Source organism: Actinocorallia sp. A-T 12471 (genome assembly GCF_033875155.1).
Lineage (GTDB): Bacteria > Actinomycetota > Actinomycetes > Streptosporangiales > Streptosporangiaceae > Actinocorallia.
Window position 1 is genome coordinate 300033 of the sequence record NZ_JAWZTE010000006.1, and the last position, 22276, is coordinate 322308.

The 22276-nt window shown below is 71.4% G+C and carries 20 protein-coding genes; 9 read left to right on the plus strand and 11 right to left on the minus strand.

Features of this window, described 5'->3' with window-relative positions:
* Positions 1-4: 4 nt before the first annotated feature.
* Genes R9X44_RS19515 through R9X44_RS19525 form a run of 3 tightly spaced genes read right to left on the minus strand, consistent with a single transcriptional unit; the run spans position 5 to position 2564 of the window.
* Positions 5-421, minus strand: coding sequence for a carboxymuconolactone decarboxylase family protein (locus tag R9X44_RS19515; RefSeq protein ID WP_319815632.1), 417 nt, complete (start codon positions 419-421; stop codon positions 5-7).
* Complete coding sequence (locus tag R9X44_RS19520) at positions 418-1269, minus strand: NAD(P)-dependent oxidoreductase (protein ID WP_319815633.1); 852 nt, start codon at positions 1267-1269, stop codon at positions 418-420. Before R9X44_RS19520 ends, R9X44_RS19515 begins: the two co-directional genes overlap by 4 nt.
* A gap of 38 nt (positions 1270-1307) precedes the next feature.
* Positions 1308-2564, minus strand: coding sequence for a cytochrome P450 (locus tag R9X44_RS19525; RefSeq protein ID WP_319815634.1), 1257 nt, complete (start codon positions 2562-2564; stop codon positions 1308-1310).
* Positions 2565-2814: 250 nt separating this feature from the next.
* On the opposite strand from R9X44_RS19525, the gene R9X44_RS19530 reads away from it, so the two are divergent.
* On the plus strand, positions 2815-3774 hold the full coding sequence (locus tag R9X44_RS19530) for a glycoside hydrolase family 64 protein (RefSeq protein ID WP_319815635.1): 960 nt from the start codon (positions 2815-2817) through the stop codon (positions 3772-3774).
* Between the two features lie 4 nt (positions 3775-3778).
* On the opposite strand, the gene R9X44_RS19535 is transcribed toward R9X44_RS19530, so the two are convergent.
* Positions 3779-4471 carry a histidine phosphatase family protein gene (locus R9X44_RS19535; protein ID WP_319815636.1) on the minus strand — a complete coding sequence of 231 codons (693 nt, stop codon included), beginning with the start codon at positions 4469-4471 and terminating at the stop codon, positions 3779-3781.
* A 111-nt stretch (positions 4472-4582) separates the two neighbouring features.
* On the opposite strand from R9X44_RS19535, the gene ggt reads away from it, so the two are divergent.
* The gene (gene ggt / locus R9X44_RS19540) at positions 4583-6391 is read left to right on the plus strand and encodes a gamma-glutamyltransferase (protein ID WP_319815637.1); all 1809 of its coding nucleotides are present in this window, start codon (positions 4583-4585) and stop codon (positions 6389-6391) included.
* A gap of 90 nt (positions 6392-6481) precedes the next feature.
* Positions 6482-7159, plus strand: coding sequence for a response regulator transcription factor (locus tag R9X44_RS19545; RefSeq protein ID WP_319815638.1), 678 nt, complete (start codon positions 6482-6484; stop codon positions 7157-7159).
* Positions 7160-7166: 7 nt separating this feature from the next.
* Here the strand turns inward: R9X44_RS19545 and R9X44_RS19550 are convergent, their stop codons facing one another.
* Positions 7167-7709 (minus strand): hypothetical protein, encoded by a 543-nt coding sequence (locus R9X44_RS19550; RefSeq protein WP_319815639.1) that lies wholly within the window; start codon positions 7707-7709, stop codon positions 7167-7169.
* Positions 7710-7876: 167 nt separating this feature from the next.
* Here R9X44_RS19550 and R9X44_RS19555 point away from each other — a divergent pair, with 167 nt between their 5' ends.
* Positions 7877-9271: a HAMP domain-containing sensor histidine kinase gene (locus tag R9X44_RS19555; RefSeq protein WP_319815640.1), complete on the plus strand. Its 1395-nt coding sequence runs from the start codon at positions 7877-7879 to the stop codon at positions 9269-9271.
* 1228 nt (positions 9272-10499) lie between these two features.
* Positions 10500-11516 carry a lytic polysaccharide monooxygenase gene (locus R9X44_RS19560; protein WP_319815641.1) on the plus strand — a complete coding sequence of 339 codons (1017 nt, stop codon included), beginning with the start codon at positions 10500-10502 and terminating at the stop codon, positions 11514-11516.
* A 663-nt stretch (positions 11517-12179) separates the two neighbouring features.
* On the opposite strand, the gene zwf is transcribed toward R9X44_RS19560, so the two are convergent.
* From zwf to R9X44_RS19575, 3 genes are all read right to left on the minus strand, one after another.
* Positions 12180-13547, minus strand: coding sequence for a glucose-6-phosphate dehydrogenase (gene zwf / locus R9X44_RS19565; protein WP_319815642.1), 1368 nt, complete (start codon positions 13545-13547; stop codon positions 12180-12182).
* Positions 13544-15175 carry a glucose-6-phosphate isomerase gene (gene pgi / locus R9X44_RS19570; RefSeq protein WP_319815643.1) on the minus strand — a complete coding sequence of 544 codons (1632 nt, stop codon included), beginning with the start codon at positions 15173-15175 and terminating at the stop codon, positions 13544-13546. The genes zwf and pgi overlap by 4 nt, the downstream gene beginning before the upstream one ends.
* An 87-nt stretch (positions 15176-15262) precedes the next feature.
* On the minus strand, positions 15263-15598 hold the full coding sequence (locus tag R9X44_RS19575; RefSeq protein WP_319815644.1) for a helix-turn-helix domain-containing protein: 336 nt from the start codon (positions 15596-15598) through the stop codon (positions 15263-15265).
* 75 nt (positions 15599-15673) lie between these two features.
* On the opposite strand from R9X44_RS19575, the gene R9X44_RS19580 reads away from it, so the two are divergent.
* Both R9X44_RS19580 and R9X44_RS19585 read left to right on the plus strand, forming a co-directional pair.
* Positions 15674-16564 (plus strand): alpha/beta hydrolase, encoded by an 891-nt coding sequence (locus R9X44_RS19580; protein WP_319815645.1) that lies wholly within the window; start codon positions 15674-15676, stop codon positions 16562-16564.
* A 64-nt stretch (positions 16565-16628) separates the two neighbouring features.
* Positions 16629-17546: an NBR1-Ig-like domain-containing protein gene (locus R9X44_RS19585; RefSeq protein WP_319815646.1), complete on the plus strand. Its 918-nt coding sequence runs from the start codon at positions 16629-16631 to the stop codon at positions 17544-17546.
* A 45-nt stretch (positions 17547-17591) separates the two neighbouring features.
* Here the strand turns inward: R9X44_RS19585 and R9X44_RS19590 are convergent, their stop codons facing one another.
* The 3 genes from R9X44_RS19590 to R9X44_RS19600 are packed head-to-tail and all read right to left on the minus strand — an operon-like array spanning position 17592 to position 20347.
* The gene (locus R9X44_RS19590; protein ID WP_319815647.1) at positions 17592-18545 is read right to left on the minus strand and encodes a SpoIID/LytB domain-containing protein; all 954 of its coding nucleotides are present in this window, start codon (positions 18543-18545) and stop codon (positions 17592-17594) included.
* Between the two features lie 19 nt (positions 18546-18564).
* On the minus strand, positions 18565-19467 hold the full coding sequence (locus R9X44_RS19595) for a peptidase inhibitor family I36 protein (RefSeq protein ID WP_319815648.1): 903 nt from the start codon (positions 19465-19467) through the stop codon (positions 18565-18567).
* A gap of 43 nt (positions 19468-19510) precedes the next feature.
* A complete protein-coding gene (locus R9X44_RS19600) occupies positions 19511-20347 on the minus strand; it encodes a peptidoglycan-binding domain-containing protein (protein WP_319815649.1) in 837 nt (278 codons plus the stop codon).
* Between the two features lie 312 nt (positions 20348-20659).
* Here R9X44_RS19600 and R9X44_RS19605 point away from each other — a divergent pair, with 312 nt between their 5' ends.
* Complete coding sequence (locus R9X44_RS19605; RefSeq protein ID WP_319815650.1) at positions 20660-21229, plus strand: SRPBCC domain-containing protein; 570 nt, start codon at positions 20660-20662, stop codon at positions 21227-21229.
* 105 nt (positions 21230-21334) lie between these two features.
* Complete coding sequence (locus R9X44_RS19610; protein WP_319815651.1) at positions 21335-22270, plus strand: hypothetical protein; 936 nt, start codon at positions 21335-21337, stop codon at positions 22268-22270.
* Positions 22271-22276: the final 6 nt, after the last annotated feature.

Sequence of the window (22276 nt, forward strand, 5' to 3'; positions counted from 1 at the left end):
CGCCTCACCCTTGGGCGTCCTTCTTGCGGGCCGCCTTCTCGTGCCGCGCGATGTGCGTCTCGGCCTGCGAGTTCAACCTGGCCCCCTGCGGCCACCCGGTGTAGTGGGTGAGGAAGAGGACGATCTCGCGCAGCTCGTCGGGGGTGATCTCCGCGTTGGCGAGCGCGGCGGGTATCTGGAGGTCGAGGACGTCGTTGAGGTGCTGTCCCGCGAGCAGGCCGAGGAGCAGCAGGCGGCGGTCGCGGAGGGTCAGGCCGGGCCGGGACCAGATGTCGCCGAACAGGTGGTCGACCGTCGTCGCCATGAAGTCGCCGTGCGCCTCGGCGACGTCGAAGCCGTAGACGCGGGACATCATCTCCAAGCCGCGTACGCGCCGCTCGTCGTGCGCGGTAGGCGAGCCGTCGGCTTCGGGGGCCGTCATGCGTCCTCCTCCGGGATGCCGAGGGCGGCGGGTAGAAGGGGCGCGGCCGTACGCGTCAGCGGGAGGTCGACGCCGAGTTCGTCGGCGAGGTCGAAGGCAAGGGCGAGGTCCTTCTCTCCCAGGTCCAGGGCGTGCCGCATGGCGTCGTACAGGGGGTCGTCGGGTTCCATCGGGGCCGTCGTGCCGCGCAGGATGACCGAGCCGGGGCCGCCGCTGACGCCGTCGGAGTGCCGGACGAGCCTGCCGAGCCTGCGCAGCGAGATCCCGGCCGCCTCGGCGAGCCGCTGCGCCTCGGCCGCCGCCGCGAACCCGGTGTACTGCAGGATGTTGCGGGCGAGCTTCGCGCGGATGCCCGCGCCGACCGGCCCCACGTGCAGCACGAGGCCCGACCACGCCGCGAACGGGCCCTTGACGCGCGCGAACGCCTCATCGGAGCCGCCGACCATCACCGCGAGGGTCCCGCCGACCGCGCCGAACACGCTGCCGCTCACGGGCGCGTCGACCACCTCGACGCCGAGCGGACGGGCCCGCTCGGCGAGCGCCTCGGCGGTGCTCGGCCGGATCGTGGCGTGCACCGCGAGGACCGTGCCCGGCCGCAGCGCCGGGGCCATCGCCGCGAACACCGCGTCCACCTGGGCGTCGTCCCTGACCATCACCGAGATCACGTCGGCGGCCGCGGCGACCTCCGCGGGCCCGGACGCCGCCTTCGCGCCCTTCGCGACGAGCGGTTCCACGGCCTGCGGCGACACGTCGTAGACGATCGCGGCGGGGCCGTGCGCGGCCATCGGACCGCCCATCTGCCCCAAGCCCACAAAGCCGTATACGGGTTCCTTCTGCTGTTCTTCCATGGCATCCCTTCGCCGGGCCCCTTGCGGGGCGGTCTACGTCAGCGCGTACGCACCCGTATGGGGAGCCGCGCGAAGCCCCGTACGTTCGCCGAATGCACCCGGCGCGCTTCGGCCTCGTCCACGTCGTAGGAGGAGACGCGCCGAGCGAACTCCGTCAGGGCGATGCGCGCCTCTATCCGCGCGAGGTTGGCCCCGAGACAGAAGTGCCTGCCTCCGCCGAAGCTGACTAGCGCGGAGGTGTCCCGGCCGATGTCGTAGACGTCGGGGTCGGGGAAGGCGCGGGGGTCCCTGTTGGCGGAGCCGACGAGCAGAAGCAGCCGGTCCCCGGGCCGCAGAAGGACGCCGTGCAGTTCGACGTCGCGGGTGACGGTCCTGGCGAGCATCTGGCTTGAGGTGTCGTACCGGAGCGTCTCCTCCACCCAGCGGCCCACCCACTCCGGCCCCTCTATGTCGCCTTCTGGGGCTCGGGTGAAGTGCTCGGCTAGGCCGTCCCGGTTTCGGCCGCCCCAATAGAGGGCGTTGGCGAGGAGTTTGGTGGTGGTCTCGTTCCCGGCGACGACCATCAGGAAGAGGAACGCGATGACCTCGTGGTCGGCGAGCCTGTCGCCGTCGTCGGTGCCGACCGCCAGGAGGGCCGCGGTGAGGTCGTCGCCGGAGGAACCGCCGCGCCTGCGTTCGGCGACCATGTCCTGGTAGTAGCCGACGAGGGTGAGCGCGGCCTCCATGCCCTCGGGCGGGACGTCGTTGATCCCCTCGACGCGGTGCACGACGAGGTCGGCGAGGCGGCGCAGCTCGTCACGGTCGGCCTCGGGCACCCCGGTCAGCTCGCAGATGACGTCCATCGGGAGCTTTCCCGCGAAGTCCTTGACGAAGTCGAAGTCACCGGCTTCGAGCGCGGGGTCGAGATGGCGTCTGGTGAGCCGGAGGATGTCGTCAGACAGGTCGCGTACCCGGCGTGGCGTGAAGCCCTTGGAGACGAGGGTGCGCATACGGGTGTGGTCGGGCGGGTCGAGGGCGAGGAACGACATCGTCCGGTGCGCGGACGGCCCCCACGCCGACGGGTCGAGGCTCACCCCGTTCCCGGACGAGAACAGGGCGTGGTCACGGAAGGCCGCCGCCACGTCCGCGTGCCGGGAGATCGCCCAGAAGTCGAGCTCCTCGTTGCGGTAGACGGGGGCCTCCTCCCGCAGCCGTGCGTAGAACGGATACGGGTCCTCGTGTACGGCGTAGTCGTACGGGCTGAACACGAGCGGCCCCGACGCGGCGGGCGGGGACGGAACGGGCGGCGTACGCATGGCGGTCACCTCGGACTCGTCGCTGTCGGACCGGCCCGCGCGGGAAGTATCCGCGCTTCGCATACTTTATACAAGCAAGCGCTTGGCCGGACAAGACGTCGTCGTGGACTCGGCTGATCATGATCACGCACCCTCCGGTGTCCAGTAGGGTCGAAAAGCGCCCTTGGCCGTCTTCGTCCGGCCGCGTTCGACAAGCCGGGACGGCGCGCGCCCGCGCCCGTCCGGCGTGCCCCCAGACTCCGGGAGTCGCATGTTCACCGGCAGCAGCGGACCTGGTTCCGCCCGCGCCCTCTTCCTCGCCCTCGCGACCGCCGCCGCCCTGGCGGCCGGATGCTCCGCGACGCCGGAGCCCGCGCCGTCACCGGGCGCCTCAGCCCCCGCGCAGACCGCCGCCGAGTTCTGGGGCGACACCTCGGCGATCCCCGCCGCGAAGAACGTCCTCACCGTGAAGGTGCTGAACCGGACGAACGGCAAGTACCCGGACGACAAGGTCTTCTGGCGCTTCAACGACGAGGTCCACTCGATCGCGGAACAGCCCTACCTCGACATGGCCGCCAACAGCTCGGGCCGCATGTACTTCCACCTGGGCTCCCCCGACAGCCAGTACGCCGACTTCATCGAGTTCACCGTCGGCCCCGACGTCTTCCACGGCAACACCACGCGCGTCGACGCGTTCGGCCTGAAGCTCGCGATGCGGCTGCGGTCCCACGACGGCTTCGACGTCGAGGTCGGCGAGGACCGCGCGCTGTTCGCCGAGTCGCGCGAGGCGACCTTCCAGCGCTTCGTGGACGAGGTGCCCGACCCGTTCAAGGAGCTCGCCCGCGTCGAGGCGCCCTACCGGATCGTCGCGCCGCGCACCGCCGCGCCCTTCCAGCCGGGCGGCGCCGCCGCCGACTACTTCACCGCCTACGCGGCCCAGCACGGCGTCAAGGCGACCACCGCCGAGGTCGTCGGGTGCGCGGGTCCCCTCGCGGAGTCCGCCGCGCTGTGCGCTGCGCTCAACCGCCACACCGCGGGCACGCCGGAGGAGACGCAGCGCGACCCTTCGGCGTTCTACAAGGGCGACCCGGCGAACCACTACGCGGCCTTCTGGCACGCGCACTCCCTCGGCGGCCTGTCTTACGGCTTCCCGTACGACGACCACGCCGAGCAGTCCTCGTTCGTCTCCCACGGCGACCCGGCCTGGCTGCTGGTGGCCGTCGGCTGGTAGGCGCTCAGTCGAGCGCGGCAGGGGAGCCCGACTCGACGGGCGCGCCCGCAAGGTGCGTCACCCCTCCGCCGACCAGGCGGAAGCCGTAGGCGCCGTTCGGCCTCCACAGCTCGACTATCGCGCAGTTGGGGACGTCGCACGCGCCGAGGAAGCCGCGGAACGCACGCATGTCCCGCGCGTCGGGCGCCTGCACGCCGGAGACGAGCGTCCACATGACGGCCTTCATGAACAGGCCGTGGGTGAACACCGCTACGAGGCCGTCGTCGTCGGGCAGGGCCGCGAGCCTGTCCAGGAAGGCGTGAACGCGGGCTATCAGCGCGACGAAGGACTCGCCGGTGTCCCCGTGGACGTACGCGGGCTCGTTGCGCTCCCAGTAAGCGGCGATGTGCGGCTGGCGCTGCGCGTTCGTCGTACGGGCGGCGTGGAGCGCGCCCAGGTACGTGAACTCCTGCACCGGCCACTCTTCGTACGGCGTCGCGGGGAACCTTGAGACTGTCTCCTCGGCCGTCTGCCTTGCCCGCACGAACGGTGAGCTGACTATGCGGGCGGGCTGCTCGGTGAAGACGGCCGAGGTCCTTACCGCCTGGTCGCGTCCCCGTTCCGTCAGCGGGGCGGCCGCCGGGCCGTTCGTCGGCAGTCCCGCGTTCGACTCGCTCTGCCCGTGCCTGATCATCCACACCCGTCGCGCGTCAACCATGCGGCAAGGCTCGCACGGACCCGTCGCGAACGGAACCGTCCGGGATTGGGCGGGGGCCGCGCGGGTAGGGCGTTCAGCGCGTCTGGCTGCCGTTGGGGGACGGGAGGCCGTATGCCGGAGCCGGTGAGGGCGCTGCCGCGCACGAGGGCCGCGCTGCTGCCTTCGGTGCTCGTCTCGGGCCTGCTCCTCGGCGTGCCGGGTGAGGGACCCGCCTCGGGCGGCGGCGGCTCTTCCTGGGCCGCCACGGGCCGCGGCGGCGCGGTGGCCACCGTCGACGCCACCGCGAGTGGAACCGCCGTCGAAGTCCTCCGCCAGGGCGGCAACGCGGTTGACGCGGCGGTCGCGGCGGCGGCCATGCTCGGCGTGACGGAACCGTACGTCGGCGCGTTGGGCGGCGGCGGGTTCTTCCTCTACTACGACCCGCGTACCCGCGAGGTCCATACCGTCGACGGACGCGAGACGGCCCCGGCCGCGATGCGCGCGGACTCCTTCACGGACCCGTCGACGGGTAAGCCGATCCCGTTGGAGGAGGCGGTAACCAGCGGCCTGTCTGTGGGCGTGCCGGGCACACTCCGCCAGTGGGACCTCGTACTGCGGCGGCACGGGACACGGCCCTTGAGCGCGCTCCTTCGGCCCTCGATAACCGTCGCCGAACGCGGCTTCCCGGTGGACCAGGAGTTCCACGACCAAACCGCGCTCAACGCCGACCGCTTCGCCGACTTCTCCTCGAGCCGCGACCTCTTCCTGCCCGGGGGCGAGCCGCCCAAGGTCGGCACGGTCTTCCGCAACCCCGGCCTCGCCGACACCTACCGCCGTATCGCGCGGCAGGGGATCGGCTGGTTCTACGACGGGGACCTCGCCGACGAGATCGTCAGGACGGTACAGCGGCCTCCGGTAGTGGAGGGGTCCACGCGCAAGGTGCGGGCCGGGCTTATGACGGCTTCGGATCTCGCCTCCTATCGGGCGTTGCCTCGGGAGCCTGTGCACACCCGGTACCGGGGCCTTGACGTGTACGGGATGGCTCCGCCGTCGTCGGGCGGCAGCACCGTCGGGGAGGCGCTCAACATCCTTGAGCGGCTTCCCGTGCCGTCCGGCGACCATGTCCAGGCGCTGCACTCCTACCTCGAAGCCTCCAAGCTCGCTTACGCCGACCGAGACAGGTACGTCGCCGACGTCCCGGGGGTTCCGCTCAAGGAGCTGCTCTCCGACGGCTTCGCAGGAGAACGCGCCTGCTTGGTGAGCCCTACGAGCGCGTTGAAGCCGCCCGTAGCGGCGGGTTCTCCCGACGGGCAGTACGCGGGCTGCGCCGCGGCGTCGGGGGCGGGACGGCCGCTGGCCCATGAGGGCCCGCAGACGACCAACCTCGTCGTGGCCGACCGGTGGGGCGGCGTCGCGGTCTACACGCTGACGATCGAGCAGTTCGGCGGCAGCGCCATCACCGTGCCGGGGCGCGGGTTCCTGCTCAACAACGAGCTGACCGACTTCAGCCTCGCGCCGAAATCCGGCGACCCCAACGCGGCCGGGCCCGGCAAGCGGCCGCGCAGCAGCATGGCCCCGACGCTGCTGCTCAGGGACGGCAGGCCCTTCCTCGCGCTCGGCTCGCCAGGCGGCTCGACCATCATCACCACGGTCCTGCAGATCCTGCTGAACCGCCTCGACCTGCGCATGGACCTGCCGTCGGCCGTCGCCGCGCCGCGGGCCACCCAGCGCAACACCCCGGCCACCCTCGCCGAACAGTCCTTTGTCGACGCCCACGGCCCCGCGCTCACCGCGCGAGGCCAGACCCTCGAACTCTTCCCCGGCCCGCCTCCCGAGATCGGCGCGGCGACCGCGCTCGAGTTCCTCGGCGACGGGCTCGTCCAGGCCGTGGCCGAACCCGTGAGACGGCACGGCGGGACCGCGCTCACCGTCCGCGACTAGGCCGCCTCAAGGCGGCGTCCGGGTGCGGGACATATGGCATGACCGGCATAGCGCCCGTGGGTTGCGGAAACATGCTCTATCGTCCCGAGCGTGGCTACGGTTCTGCTCGTCGAGGACGACGATCACGTCAGGCAGGCGCTGCTGCGCGAGCTGCGCGCCCTCGGACACGCGGTGAGCAGCGCGGGACGCGCCCTTGACGCGCTGCGCGAGATCGCGGCGGGCGGGCCCGAGGTCGTCGTGCTCGACCTCGGCCTGCCCGACCTCGACGGCGGCGAGGCGCTGAAGATGATGCGCGCGGTGTCCGACGTGCCCGTCATCGTCGCGACCGCGCGCGACGGCGAGCGGGACATCATCCGGCTGCTCGGCTCCGGAGCCGACGACTACCTCACCAAGCCGTTCTCCGCGAACCACCTGCACGCCCGGATAGAGGCGGTCCTACGGCGCACGCGTACCGCCCCGCGTGATGAGGCCCTGGTCGTCGGCGAGCTGCGGATCGACGCGAACCGCCGTGAGGCGTCCCTCGCGGGCGCGCCGCTCCAGCTCTCGCGCCGCGAGTTCGACCTGCTCACGCATCTCGCGCGGCACGCGGGGCGGGTCGTGCGCCGTCGGGAACTGCTCGCCGAGGTGTGGCGGCAGCCGCACGGCGAAGACCAGACCATCGACGTGCACATGTCGTGGCTGCGCCGCAAGCTCGGCGAGAGCGCGGCGCACCCGCGCTACCTGCACACCGTGCGCGGCGTCGGCGTGATGCTCACCGCCCCCGAGTGACCGCGCGCTAGTACTCGTAGACCTCGACCATGGGCGGGTGGCCGTTCCATGTGGCGAACACGGCCGAGCCGCGCACGCCGTCGGTGAGGTCGACGCGCAGCCACTCGGTCTGCCGCCACACCTTGACCTCGAACCCGCTGTCGGGCGTCGCCGAGACGAGCTTCGCCGAGTCCTCGGTGAACGACAGGACCACGCGGCCGGACGCGACGACGTAGGTGCGCACCTCGCCTTGCGGCGCGGGAGACGGCTTCGGCGACGGCGGCTGCTCGGGGCGCGTCGGCTTGGGCGGCTCCGGGGTCTGCGTCTTGGGCGTCGACGTCTTGGGCGTCGGCCGCGGTGGGCGCGTCGGGGCAGGGGTGAGGGGGATCGTCGCCGCGGCCTCGGGCGTCGCGGTCGGCGGACGCCCCTGGAACACCGGGACTGACGCCGCAGCATCGGGCACCGGCAGCGCGGTGCCGCGCATCGCGTCGCCGACGCCGACCCAGGTGATCCCGACGCCGGCGGCCGTCGTGGCCGTCCACACCGCGAGGAATCCGAGTCGTACGCGCATGGCGGCCATTATCGGGTGCCAGCGCGCATTAGCGCGACTGGTACTGCGCGGACTCTTACGCGGAAATTCCGTGGGCCGCGAAAAAAGTTATCCACAGGCTGGAATCCGCCGTCGCCCGCATTCATGTAGCGTCGCGGCAAGACCGGTTCGGAAGGAGGGCGGGAGAAATGAGAAGTGCGCTGGCGCGGGTCGCGACGGCGGTGACCGCGATGGTCGCGCTGTCGTTCGTCATCCCGCTCGGGCTGCTGAACGGGCAGATGGCCTACGACCGGGCGATCACCGCGGCCGAGCGGCAGGCGTCGTCGCTGGTGCCCGTGCTGACCGTCACCGCGGATCCCGTGGAGCTCGCCGCCGCGCTCGGGTCGATCCCGGCCGGGGCCGCCGGGGTGATGGCGCTGCACCTGCCGGGGGCGGCGGCGATCGGGGCGTCGCACGCGCCGGGCGGTGAGGTCGCCGAGGCCGCGCGGCTCAAACGCACCTCGACCTCCGACGTCGCGGGCGGCAAGGTGCTGCTGCGCCCCGTCGTCCTGGACGCCGATCGCACCGCCGTCATCGAGGTGTTCGTGCCGGGGGCCGAGCTCGGGCAGGGGGTGCGCGAGTCATGGCTGATCCTCGCGCTCGTGGCGCTCGCGCTGGTCGGGGTGTCCGTGGCGATGGCCGATCGGCTCGCGATCCGGGTGGTGCGCGCGGCCGACGGGCTGGCCGCCGCCGTCACCCGGGTGTCCGGGGGCGATCTCAAGGCGCGGATCGTGCCCGGCGGGCCACGTGAGCTGCGCGTCGCGGGCGAGGCGTTCAACCACATGGTCGGCGAGCTCGCGCGGCTGCTCGCGGCCGAACGCGAGGCGGGCGCGGACCTCTCGCACCGGCTGCGCACCCCGCTCACCGCGCTGCGGATCAACCTCGGCGGGCTCGCCGCCCACCGGGGCGACCCGGCGCGGCTCGCACAGAGCCAGGAGGCGCTCGGGCGGCTCGAGGAGGCCGTGGACGAGATCATCGCCGCCGCGCGCAAGCCGGATCGGGAGTCCTCGGGCGGCCAGGCGTGCGACGCGGCGGCGGTGCTGCGGGCCAGGCTCGAGTTCTGGTCGGCGCTCGCCGGAGACCAGGGCCGCGAGCTGCGCCTGACGATCCCGGAGACCGAGGTCCCGGTGCCCGTCCCGCCCGGTGAGCTGTCGGCGGTGGTGGACGCGCTGCTCGGCAACGTCTTCCGGCACACCCCGCACGGCACCCCGTTCCAGGTCACCGTGCACCGGGGACGGCACGCCACGGGCCTGCTCGTCGGCGACGCGGGCCCAGGCATCGCCGACCCCGAGGCCGCCGCCCGGCGCGGCGAGTCCGGCGGCGGCTCCACCGGCCTCGGCCTCGACATCGCCCGCCGCCTCGCCGAGTCCACCGGCGGCTCCCTGCGCGTAGGCACCTCCCTCCTCGGCGGCGCCCAGGTCGAAGTCTGGCTCCGCACCGACCCCCGCCCCACCCCACCCCGCTCCCGCCGCCACACCCCCCACCGCCTCCGCCGCCGCCGCCAACGCCACCCAAACCACCCCCAAACCAACGAACCCCCCTGACCCCACCTCCCCCACCCAAACCCTCAGTCCCCCACAGGCACAAGACGCCGCACAAGCACAAGACGCACATTGGCGCAGAACCCGCCCAGGCACGGGACCGCGCAGGCACGGGACCGCGCAGGCACGGGACCCGCCTAGACGCGGGACACCGCACAGGCGCGGGACCCGCGTAGGCACGGAACTCTCGTAGGCACGGGACACCGCGCAAGCGCGAGAGGCACGCTGGCGCGAGACCCGCACAGGCGCGAGAAGGCCGCACAAGCGCGGGAGGCGCGCAGGGACGGGACACCGCACATGCACGGGAAGGACGCACAGGCGCAGGACGCCGCGCAGGGACGGGAGGCACGGGAGACGCCGGCGCGGAGGGCGCACAGGCGCGGCCGCACAGGCGGGAGGTGCGGGAGACGCTGGCGCGGGACGCCGCGCAGGGACGCGACGCCGCGCAGGAATGGGAGGCAAAGGAGGCACGTAGGCGCGGGAGGCCCGCACAGGCACGGGAGGCGCTGGCGCGGAAGACACACAGGCGCGGTCGCGCCGGGACGCGACGCCGCACAGGCGCGGGAGGCGCGGGAGGCCGCAGGCGCGGCCGCGTAGGCAGGAGGTGCGCACAGGCGGGGGAGGAGCTGGGGCGGGAGGCGCGCAAGGGCGGCCGCACGGGGGTCGGACGCTGCGCAGGCGCGGGAGCACGTAGGCGCGGGAGGCCCGCGCAGGGGCGGGACGCCGCACAGGGACGGGAGGCGCGGGAGACGCTGGCGCGGGAGGCTCGCAGGGGCGGGACGCCGCGCGGGAGTGGGACGCCGCGCAGGCGCAGGAGGCGCGTAGGCGCGGCCGCGCGGGGGTGGGATACCGCGCGGGGGTGGGATACCGCGCGGGGGTGGGAGGGGGGTCGAGGTTTGTGGGGTGGGAGGGGGAGGCGGGAGGCGCGCAGGGCGGGACGCCGTGTGGGAGGGGGGTGGAGGGTTGTGGGGGTGGGGGTGGGGAGGGGGAGGCGGCGGGCGGGGGCGGGCGAGGGGGGAAGGGAAGGGAGGGTGGGGGTTGTTGGAGGGGGTTAGGGGAGGGTTAAGGTGGGGATATGGGGGGGTTAAGAATTGTGGGGTGGGGGGTGGGAATTGTTTTTTTAGGGGGTGGTGATGGGGGGATTAAGAGGTGCTGAAGGGGGCGGGGAGAGGGGGGTTTGGGGGCCTAGCATTTGGCGGGTTGGACCATTCTGTTCGCCGAGGAGGCGCCCGTGGGCGGGTATGTGAAGGTTCTTGTCTGTGTTGGGGTGACGGCGGGGGTGGCGCTGGTCGGCGGGCCGGCGGGGGCGCACGGGGCGCTGGAGTTTCCGTTGAGCCGGGTGCTGGGGTGTTACCAGGAGAATCCGGAGAACCCGAGTTCGGCGGCGTGCAAGGCGGCTGTCGCGGCGGGTGGGGCGCAGCAGTTCTACGACTGGAACGGGGTGCGGATCGGCGACGCCGCGGGCAGGCACCGGCAGGTGGTTCCGGACGGGCGGCTGTGCAGCGCGGGGAACCCGGCGTTCCGCGGGCTCGACCTCGCCCGCGCGGACTGGCCGGCGACCCGGCTCAAGGCCGGAGCTGACTACACGTTCAAGTTCAGGGTGACCGCGGTGCACAAGGGGGGCTTCGAGCTCTTCATCACCAGGGACGGGTATGACGCGTCCAAGCCGCTCACCTGGGCCGACCTGGAGAGCGAGCCGTTCGTGAAGGCCCCGTCGCCGACGGCGTCGGGCGGCTACTACCAGCTGTCCGGCAGGGTCCCCGCGGGCAAGACCGGGCGGCACCTGATCTATGCGATCTGGCAGCGCACCGACAGTCCCGAAGCCTTCTACTCCTGCTCCGACGTCGTGCTCGGCGCGGGCGACTCCGGCAGCGCCGGGAACGGCAGCGCCGGGGACGGCGGCAGCGGGAATGGCGGCGGGACGACCGCGCCCGGGGGCGGGACCGGGGGCGGGGCGACCGTGACGCCGACCGCCGCGCCTTCCCAGACCCCGTCGGCGAAGCCGACCAGGCCCGGCAAGCCCAAGCCGAAGCCCACGGAGTCGTGCCCGCCCGCCGCCGCGGCCCACGACCACCACGGCGCGGCGGCGCTGTCGGACACGACGCCCGCCGCGGGGACCTCGGCCCTGTCCGGGCAGGACCCCAAGGGCGTCGCGCTCATCACCGGCGCGGTCGGCCTCGCCCTCGGCGGCGTCGCCGGCCTGCTCCTCACCGCCCGCCGCCGCCCCGCCACCCACGCCAAGCCCTGACCCGCCCGACCCCGCCCCCACCCGCCCCGTCTCCTACCTCTCACCCGCCCGCCCACAGGCTCGACCGCGTCGCCAGACCCACAGCGCAGCCACCCGGGTTCCCTCGCAGTCCCTTCGGGACTGCGAGGGAGAAGACCACGGCGTCGGGCTCTCACGGCACTCGCTCAGCCCCCAGGAGCCCGGGCCGCGTAGGCGCGCCTTGTCCTCCCGTGAGGCTCAGCCCCCCCGCCGCACAGGGGCCCGGGCCGCGTAAGCGCGCGCCTTGTCCTCCCGTGAGGCTCAGCCTTCCGCCACACAGGGCCCGGGCCTTCCCGCAGTCCCTTCGGGACTGCGGGGAGAGACTCGGGGCCCTGCGGCGCAGGGCCCGGGTTTGCTCGCGGGGGTACGCGGGCGTGCTGTGCGGCGCGGTATGTGGGGGTGTTGGCGCGGGCGGTGGGCGCGGTGGGCGCGGTGGCTTGGATGGGCGCGGTGGGTCGTGGGCCCATGGGGTCGGGTGTCCGTGGGCGCGGTGGGTTGGGTGGGTGCGGCGGGTGTTGGCGCGCGCGGTGGGTTGGGCGGGCGTGGTGGGTCGTGGGTCCGCGGGGTCGGGTGTCCGTGGGTTGGGTGGGTTGGGTGGGTGTGGTGGGTCGTGGGTCTGTGGGGTTGGGGTCCGTGGGGGGTGGGTTAGTCGAAGGTTGTGGAGATGGGGTGCCAGGGGGTGAGGGATTCGGCGGCTTTGGGGCCCCAGGTGCCCTTGGGGTAGGGGTGGGGTGGGGTTGTGGCGTTGAGGAGGGGTTGGACTATGCGCCAGGATTCTTCGGCGAGGTCGAAGCGGACGAAGCGGCGCGGGTCGCCGCTGACGGCGTCGGCGAGGATGCGCTGGTAGGCGGCCTCCATCGGGCCGAGCGCCTTGGTGAAGTCGACGTGCAGCGGAATCCGGCGCGTCGAGTTCTGGCCGGGCTCCTTGACCAGGACGTCGAGGGTGATCCCGGCGTCGGGCTGGATGCGGAACCTGATGAGGTTCGGCTGGAGGTCGCCGTCGAACAGGTGGACGGGCGGCGGCACGAGCTCGGCCACCACCTCGAGGTCGGTCTCGGGCAGCGCCTTGCCGGAGCGGATGTAGAACGGCACCCCGGCCCAGCGCCAGTTGTCGATGAACAGCCGCATCGCCACATACGTCTCGGTCGTGGAGTCGGCCCGGACGCCCTCGGTGTCGAGGTAGCCCTCGTACTGCCCGCGCACGACGTCGTCGGGGCCGGGCGAGCGGACCGCGCGCAGCACCCGCCACTTCTCGTCGATGAACGCCCGCGCGTCACGTGACGGCGGCGCGTCCATGGCCAGGATCGCGAGGATCTGCAGGAGGTGGTTCTGGACGACGTCGCGGATCGTCCCGTTGGCGTCGTAGAAGGACCCCCGGTCGGAGACGTCGAAGTCCTCGGCCATGGTGATCTGCACGTTCTTGACGACAGTGCGGTTCCAGATCGGCTCGAGGAACATGTTGCCGAAACGGAACACCAGGAGGTCCTCGATGGGTTCCTTGCCGAGGAAGTGGTCGACGCGGCGGAGGTGGTCCTCGTCGAAGTGGCGCAGCATCTCCTCGTTGAGCGCGAGCGCGGAGGCGGCGTCGTGCCCGAACGGCTTCTCCACGACGAGCCGGGAGTCGGCGTTCAGCCCCTCGGCGGCGAGCCCTTCGGCGACGGTCGCGAACAGGGACGGCGGAATCGCCAGATAGTGCGTGACGAACCCGGCGTCACGGGTCGCCTCGCGGACGGCCGCGAACGTCGCGGGGTCGGCGTAGTCGCCCGCGATGAGGCTCAGATTCCCGGCGAACTTCGCGAACGCCGCCTCGTCAACGTCGTCCCCGCACGCCTGACGGGCCCGCGCGCGCAGCCCGTCGAGGTCGAGGTCGGTCTTGGCGACGCCGACGATCGGCAGGTCGAGCACTCCGCCCGCGCTGAGCCGGTACAGGGCGGGCAGCAGCATCTTGTAGGCGAGGTTGCCGGTGATGCCAAACAGCACGAGCGCGTCGGCCCGGATGGGCGCGTCGGTCATACTCGTCGTCCTCTCAGCGCGCGGTACCTGCGCACAAGGTTCTCGGTTGACGCGTCCGCGAAGTCCGCGGGCGGTTCCTCGGCGGTCAGGGCGGGTTCGAGGCCGAGCGCGAGCTTCTTGCCCAGCTCGACGCCCCACTGGTCGAACGAGTCGATCCCCCACACGACGCCTTCGACGAACACGACATGCTCGTACAAGGCGACCAGTTCCCCCAGCACGCGCGGCGTCAGCTTCGGCGCGAGGATCGTGGACGTCGGCCGGTTCCCCGGCATCACCTTGTGCGGGACGATCTCCGGCGGCGTGCCCTCGGCGGCGATCTCCTCGGCGGTCTTGCCGAACGCCAGCGCCGACGTCTGGGCCAGCAGGTTCGCGGTGAGGATGTCGTGCATCCCGGCGGGGTCGGCGAACGGCTCGGCGAACCCGATGAAGTCGGCGGGGACCAGGCGGGTGCCCTGGTGCAGGAGCTGGTAGAACGCGTGCTGCCCGTTCGTGCCGGGTTCGCCCCAGAAGATCTCGCCGGTGTCGACCTCGACGGGGCTGCCGTCGGCCTTGACGGACTTGCCGTTCGACTCCATCGTCAGCTGCTGAAGGTAGGCGGGGAACCTGTGCAGCCGTTGCGCGTACGGAAGCACGGCCCTTGTCTGCGCGCCGAAGAAGTCGGTGTACCAGATGCCGAGCATCCCCATCAGCACCGGCATGTTCTTCTCGAACGGCGCGGTCCTGAAGTGCTCGTCGATGGTGTGGAAGCCGGCGAGCATCTCGCGGAACGCGGCGGGACCGACCGCGATCATCAGCGACAGGCCGATGGCCCCGTCGAAGGAGTAGCGGCCGCCGACCCAGTCCCAGAAGCCGAACATGTTCGCGGTGTCGATGCCGAACTCGGCGACCTTCTCGGCGTTGGTGGAGACGGCAGCGAAGTGCTTGCCTACCGCGTCCTCGCCGAGCGCTTCCACAAGCCAGCGGCGCGCCACCCGCGCGTTCGTCAGCGTCTCGATGGTGGTGAAGGTCTTGGAGCTGACGACGAAGAGCGTGGTCGCGGGGTCGAGTCCGCGGAGTTTGCCCTCGATGTCGGCGGGGTCGATGTTCGACACGAAACGCGCCTCGATGCCCGCGTCGGCGAAGTCGAGCAGCGCCTCGTACGCCATCGCCGGGCCGAGGTCGGAGCCGCCGATGCCGATGTTGACGACGGTCGCGATCGGCGAGCCCGTCGCGCCGCGCCACTCCTTCGACCTGATCCGGTCGGCGAACGCGGCCATCTTGTCAAGGACGGCGTGCACGTCGGCGACGACGTCCTGGCCGTCGACCTCGAGGGCGGCGTCGGCGGGCAGCCGGAGCGCGGTGTGCAGCACGGCCCGGTCCTCGCTGACGTTGATGTGGTCGCCCCGGAACATGCGGGTGATCGCGTCGCGCAGGCCCGCGCGCTCGGCCAGCGCCACGAGCAGCCCGACGGTCTCGTCGGTCGCGCGGTGCTTGGAGTAGTCGAGGAACAGGCTGCCCGCCTCAAGCCCCATCCTCGCGACCCGTCCCGGGTCTTCGGCGAACAGCTCCCTGAGCGTCCTGCCTTCGAGTTCCGTGAAGTGCTTGCGCAGCCCCGCCCACTGCTCGGTCCCCGTGATCCCCGCGTCCACGCCTTCTCCCCTCACCGGTCCTGGACGGCCGCGCACCCGCGGCCTACCCGCGATGATCCCCCACGGGCGGGGCCCGCCGCGACCGCGTCAGCGGCCCGGCGGGTTGGCGGTCGCCCAGGCGCAGATCGCGGCGAGGGGTTCCTGGAGGGTCCTGCCCAGCGGCGTCAGCGCGTACTCGACGTGCTGCGGCGCGCTCTCCTTGAGCACGCGCCTGGCGACGAGCCCGTCGGACTCCATGCCGCGCAGCGTCTCGGTCAGCATCTTCTGGGTGACGCCGGGGACGCGCCTGCGCAGCTCGGAGTGGCGTTGCGGCCCGGCGAGCAGCGCGTAGACGAGCAGGATGCGCCACTTCGAGCCGAGCCGTTCCAGCGCCTGACGGGTCGCGCACGCCTCCTCGATCACGTCGGGGATCACCAGCGACACGGGGCCTCCCGGGGGTGAAGGGCACCTTGAAGTGCCTTCTTTCTGGGCGGGGGCCGACGGGGTTAGCGTCCGCCCATGAGTGAGCCTAAAGTCAAGCGCCGCGCGGCGGTGAGCGAACGCGTCGTCTTCGGTTCCGCCGGGCTTGTCGGGATCGTCCGGCTGCCGTCCGGGGCCGGGCCGTGGCCCGGCGTCGTTCTCACCGGCCCGTTCACCGGGGTGAAGGAACAGGTCGTCGGGGTGTACGCCGAGCGGCTGACGGACGCGGGGTTCGCCACGCTCGCGTTCGACCACCGGGGCTTCGGCGAGAGCGGCGGACGCCGTGGCCACGAGGACGTCCAGGGCAAGCTCGAGGATCTGCGCGACGCCGTCGGCTTCCTTGCCGCCCGCGACGACGTGGGCGCGGTCGCCGTCGTCGGGGTCTGCCTGGGCGGCGGGTACGCGGTGCGCGCGGCGGCGTCGGACCCGAGGGTGCAGGCCGTCGTGGGCGTCGCGGGGGCGTACAACAGCCCGGCGAGCGTGGTGCGTTCGATGGGCGTCGAGTCCTACCGTGACGCCCTCGCGGGATTCCTCGCCCGCTATGACGAGTTCCTTCCCGCCGTAGCAGCCGACGGAGGGGAAGCCGCGATGGGCGGCGACGAGCCTTACGCGTACTACGGGACGTCCCGCTCAACGTCCCCGCACTGGACGAACAGCGTCACCCGAGGCTCCCTGCACTCTTTGATGACATTCGACGCGCTGTCCTCCGCCGACCTCCTCGGCGCGACCCCCCTTCTCGTCGTACACGGCAGGACAGACGCCTACTGCTCCCCCGACCTCGCCCGCGCGCTGCACGCCCGCGCGACGGGGCCGAAACGCCTCCACTGGCTCGACGCCCGCGAGCACATCGATCTCTACGACACCGAACCCCACATCACCGACGCCGTCGAGGCGACCGCGTCGTTCCTGCGTGACGCCCTCGCCGCCTGACCGACGCCCCCGGGTGGTTACTCCGGAGTTGAGTGGGGACGAGGGTGCTGTTAGCTTCGTCGGCGTGGACGACAGGCGTGCACGGGCCGAGGCGGTCGCGGGCTTCGCGGCGGCGCTGCGGGAGCTGCGCGCATCGGTCGGCAATCCCCCGTTCCGTGAGATGTCCGGAAGGTCGGGGGCCATCTCCCACACCACCCTGCATGAGGCGACCAAGGGCAACCGGTTGCCGAGCTGGGAGACGACCGTCGAGTTCGTCAAGGCGTGCGGGGCCGATCCCGCGCTGTTCCGCGAGCGGTGGGAGAGCGCGAACCTCGCGGTGCGGGCGGGGAGCGTCCCGGCGCGGGTCGAGGCCCCCGTCGGCGGGGGCGAGGAGGCGCGGCCCGTCCAGGTCGCGGTGGCGTCGCCCGTCGCACCGCCCGAGCCCGCGCCGAAGCGGGGAAGGTCGAACCGGACCGTCGCGGCGGCGCTGGCCACCGCGGTCGTCGGCGTCGGCGCGGTGGTGCTCGCCGCGGCCGTCATGGACGGCGAGCCCGACAACCGCAAACCGTCCGACGGCCTCACCACGCCCGCGCTGACCGCCGCCGACTGCCCCGTCATCCCGACGAACCCGCCCTCGGCCCCGCCCGCCACCAGGGGCGACGCCTCGGTCTTCATCGCCGACATCACGCTGCCCGACTGCACGCACGTCGGGCAGGGCGAGACCGTCACCAAGGTGTGGCGGATCAAGAACGTCGGGACGGTCACGTGGCGGGGGTACTCGCTGCGCCGCCTCGACGTGCCGCAGCTGCCCGAGCACTGCCAGACCATCACCGACGTGCCCATCAAGGACACCCGCCCCGGCGAGATGGTCGACATCCGGACGGAGATCACCACGCCCCGCAAACCGGGCATGTGCTACGTGCGGTTCAAGATGGCCGACGCCACGGGCGCGCTCGTGTTCCCCGGCAGCAGGCCGCTCAACTTCCAGATCATCGTGGACTGACCCCGGCCCCCCGCGTCAGCGGGAGACCGGGGCCTTGTCTTGCGGCTACTTCAGGGTGACGCCCTTGTAGTAGTACTTCAGGATCTTGGAGTGGCTCCAGCCGGACCGCGCCCTGTCACGCGAACCCTGCTGCGACATCCACTCGCCGTCCACCCACCAGGAGCTGCACGCCGTCGTCGTCGCGCAGTACTGGGCCTGGTAGATCTTGCCGCCGCGGGTGAGCTTCTTGCCCCACGTCGCGTCGACCGCCGCGCTGGTCGACGGCTGCGCCGAGCCCGGCTTGTAGACCTGGCTGTTCGTGTGGTCCCACACGTCGAAGCACTTGCCGCTCGCGGTCTTGCGCGTCGAGTGCAGCGCCCAGTACCAGCCGTAGTTCTTGACGGCGATCGCCCCGGCGCGCAGCGACTCCTTCGGCCAGCTCGCGTACCACTCGTTCGGCAGGACGTTCTTGACATAGGTCTTGAACGCCACACGCTCGACCCGGTTCAGCGACGCCCGGTAGACCAGGATCGTGGACGGGGGCTTGGTGTGGGTGCCGTCGGTCTTGCAGCCGGTCGGGGTGGTCGGGGTCGAGCTCAGGAATTTGTGCGAGGCGTTCTGGTTCTTCAGCCCCGTCTCGAGGTTTCCCTTCGCACCGGGCCTGAAGTCCTGGTAAGCGCCCTTGTACTTGCTGTTGAAGTACACCCGCACGGTTTTGGCGCTGCGGTTCCAGACCGAGGCCGCCTCGTTCTTGATGCACTTCCCCTTGCCGTTTCCGGCGCCCTTGAAGTCGTAGCACGAGGGCTGCTTGGTGCCGTAGTCTGCGACCGAGCCGGAGAAGTCCGAGACCGAACCCTTGTTGTTGCTGTTGAAGTAGTAGCAGAACTCACCGGTCTGACAGACGCCGTTCCGCGAGGCCGCGGAGACCGGCGCGGCGGTGGCGAGCACCATTCCGCCGACGGCCATCGCGGCGGCCGTCGCGGCGAACCGCGACAGCGTCCTGATAATTCGTGAAGTCACGCTCGTCCCTTTTCTCGCGCTACTTGACGGCGTAGCCCTGGGAGACCCAGAACGAGTTCGGGTTCGGGTTGCTCAGCACCGCGTCGCCGACGCTCGGGGCGGCGAGCTTCTGCTTGCCGTTCCTGACCTCGACGTGCGTGTGCGTCGCGCCGGACGAGCCGACCCCGCGCCACGACTCGTCGGCGATGACCTGGCCCTTCTTGATGCTCTGGCCGACCCGCAGCGACGCACGCGGCTTGGTGTGCAGGTAGATGACCGTCTTCTTCAGCGACGCGTTGTAGATCGCGATCGTGGAAAGGCCGCCGGAACCGGTGCGGCCGAACTTCACGTTGATGACGGTGCCGGCCGTCAGCGAGTACACGTTGGAGTTCAGGCCGCGCACGAAGTCGATGCCCTCGTGGCGTCCGGGCGTGGTGGTGTAGCCGTCGAAGCCACAGCTGATGTAACCGCCGCTCGCCTTGTACAGCGCGGTCGACATGTTGGTCTTGCCCGACGGGGTCGACGCCGACGGGTTGAACTTGTGCGACGCGTTCTGGTTCTTCAGGGTCTTGCTCAGGTTGCCCTTCGCGCCGGGCTTGAAGTCCTGGTAGGAGCCCTTGTAACCGCTGTTGTAATAGACCCGGACGGTCTTGCTGCTGCGGTTCCAGACCGAGGCGGCCTCGTTCTTGATGCACTTCCCCTTGCCGTTTCCGGCGCCCTTGAAGTCGTAGCAGGAAGGCTGCTTGGTGCCGTAGTCTGCGACCGAGCCGGAGAAGTCCGAGACCGAACCCTTGTTGCCGCTGTTGAAGTAGTAGCAGAACTCACCGGTCTGGCAGACGCCGTTGCGGGTCGCGGCCGACGCGGGCGACGCCGTCACCAGCACCGTCCCGCCGAGGGCGAGCACGCCCGCCGTGGCGGCGAGGACCTTGTTGAGCGATGTCATGGTTGTTCTCCTTGTGTCCGTTGAACCTGGGTCTGCGGGGGAATCAGCGACGCTGGTACTCCTCCCAGGTGCGGATGGCCACCTTCGGGCCGTCGTCCTTGCCGCGTCCGGCGAGCCCGTTGAGGCCGAGGTAGTAGTCGCCGACCTGGCCCTGGGCCTGGCCGGAGAGGTCGGTGTCGCTGATGGCGACGGCGTGGATGTGCCACGGCCAGTCGGCCTGCGACGGGTCGCGTACCCACGCGGCGAAGCCGACGCGGCGTAGCGCGCGCACGACCGCGGTGCGCGTCGCGGCGTTCATCCCCTTCACCGAGATGTCGACGACGCCGCCGCCGTCATGCGTCCCGGCCGACGTCGGGTCGCCGCCGGGGTTGTAGGAGCCCTGGTCGAGCACGAGCTTGCGCCCGTGCAGCTTCTTGGCGGCGGCGAGCATGTCGCGCGTCCGCGCGTTGAGGACGACGCCGCCGCTCTTCACCTTGCCGCCGGGCCCGATCGCCCGCTTCACCTTGAACCTGCCGGCCCCGAGCTTGGCGAGCGAGGACTTCCCCGGCAGCCCGTTGGCGGCGAGACCCTTGTAGCCGAGCGACTTCTGGAACTTCGCGTAGGCCGCGACGGTCGTCGTCCCGAAGTATCCGTCGACCCACTTGGCCGCGAGCAGCTTCCGATCCCGCAACGCCCTCTCCACAAGCAGCACGCTCGCCTTGGCTCCCGGGGTCAGTTTGCTGTCCGCGCGCCGCGGATCGATCTGCGCCGCCTTGACGACGGCCTCCATGTCGACCGTCGGCAGCGCGCGGCCGTCTCCGTCGGCGGCCTGCACCGCCGAGCTCCCGGCTCCGCCGACCAGCGAGGCGATCAGACAGACCCCGGCAGCACCGACGCCCACGCGCCAAGATCTCACATTCATCGCTCTCCCCACGCTTCCCGGCCAACGCCCCCAACCCTCCCGCCCCCGTTCGCGCGTCCGCAACAAGATCGTGTTGTCAGGCTGTCCGACGGGCTGTTCCTGACAGGGCGACGTCGTTGACCTGCGCTTACACGGCGCTTTCCGGCCTTGGACGGACGGCTTCGGCGGCTCGGCCCTTCGGGTGACGTGCGAGGGAACCCCTTGATTCAGGACATGTGTCCTGTAAAGTGAGACACGTAAATCATCATGATGATTACGTGTGCCCGCCCCGAAACGCCCGAGGAGCCGCCCATGTCCGCGTCCGAAGAGTCCCTCCCGGACGGCGTCATCCGCGACGACGCCGACGGCCGCTGGATCGAGTTCTCCCGTCCCGTGGCCCATCCCGCCGACGCCGTCTGGGCCGCGCTGACCGACCCGCGCCGCCTCGTCCTGTGGCAGCACCCCGTCGAGTTCTTCCCCGAGCTGCGCGAAGGCGCGACCGTCTACGCGCACCTCAACCCCGGGGCGAACGCGTTCGCCCTCGGCAAGGTCGTCCGCTGCGAACCGCCGCACACGCTCGTCTTCCGCTGGACCACGACCCACCCGAAGCTCTCGCCCGACCTCACCCTCTCCTACACGCTCGAGGAGGACGCCCTCCACGTCAGCTACGGGCCCTTCGCGCCGCAGGACGCGGTCCTCCCGATGACCGCCTCCCTCCACATCCACCTTGACCACCTAGCCGTCGCGATCACCACCCCGGACGCGTCACTGCCCTCCCCGCCTTACGCCGGCCCCAGCGTCGTCACCCGCTCCGGCCTGATGCGGCCCACCACCGCCGCCTACGCCGCGAAGCACCCCCACCTGGCCCCGTCCTTCAGGTAGTCCGCGTCTCACGTCGCCGAAAATCTCAAACTGCGATCTTTCCCCTGCGGTGTCGGACACTCTGATACCCGGCCGAACCCCCCACGGCAGCGGAAAGAGGTCAGTATGCGTCGTCTGGTCGTCGTCCCCCTCGTCAGCGGCATGCTCATCGCCTGCGCGGCATGCTCGCCGGGCGATGAGCCCCCGCCGCGGACCTCCCCCGGGTGGACGCTGCCCGCCGAACCCGACCCCGGCGCGCGCGACGCGATACGCGGCCTTTGGGACGGCATGGCCCTCAGGCACGCGGCCCAGGAGGAACTCGTCCGCCGGTGCATGACGAAGGCCGGGTTCACCTACATCAAGAGCCCTTCCCCGACGAGCGACGTCGCCCCGACGATGACCGTCGAGCCCTACGGCCAGCCCGTCGCCGAAGCCAAGCGCCACGGATATCCAAAGGACCCGGCCAACGACAAGATCGCCACGGAAACCGACCCTGGCAACGGCGGCCTCTCAGCCTCCGACCAGGCCAAATGGCAGGCCGCCTACTTCGGCGACGACTCCGCCGCAGTACAGGTCGACCTGCCCAACGGCGAAAGCATCGGCGTCAACGGCAACGGCTGCCTCGCCGAAGCCAAGGCAACGCTCTACGGCTCCGTCGAACTCGAGATCAGAGTCGTCAACTTCGCCGGCACCCTCCCCCTCGAAGCCCAACGCCAAATCCGAGCAGACCCAACCCTGAAGACCCTCAACGCGACCTGGGCGGCATGCGTGAAGGCCAAGGGCCTCGGCGATTTCCCCGACCCCGAAACCGCCCGCACCAAGGCAACCGAGTTCACAACCCAGACCACACCAGCCGACGCCCACAAAAAAGAGATCGCCCTGGCCGTCGCCGACGCAGAATGCGAGACCGAAACAGACTACGCCCCCCAACGACGCACCCTCGAAGACCGCTACTACACCACCGCACTCCACATGTACGAAGGCCCGATCACCGAACTCCTCACCACCAACAAACACGCCCTCCTCAAAGCAAAGCACGTGCTTTCCGGCGCGGGAGCATGAGGCATC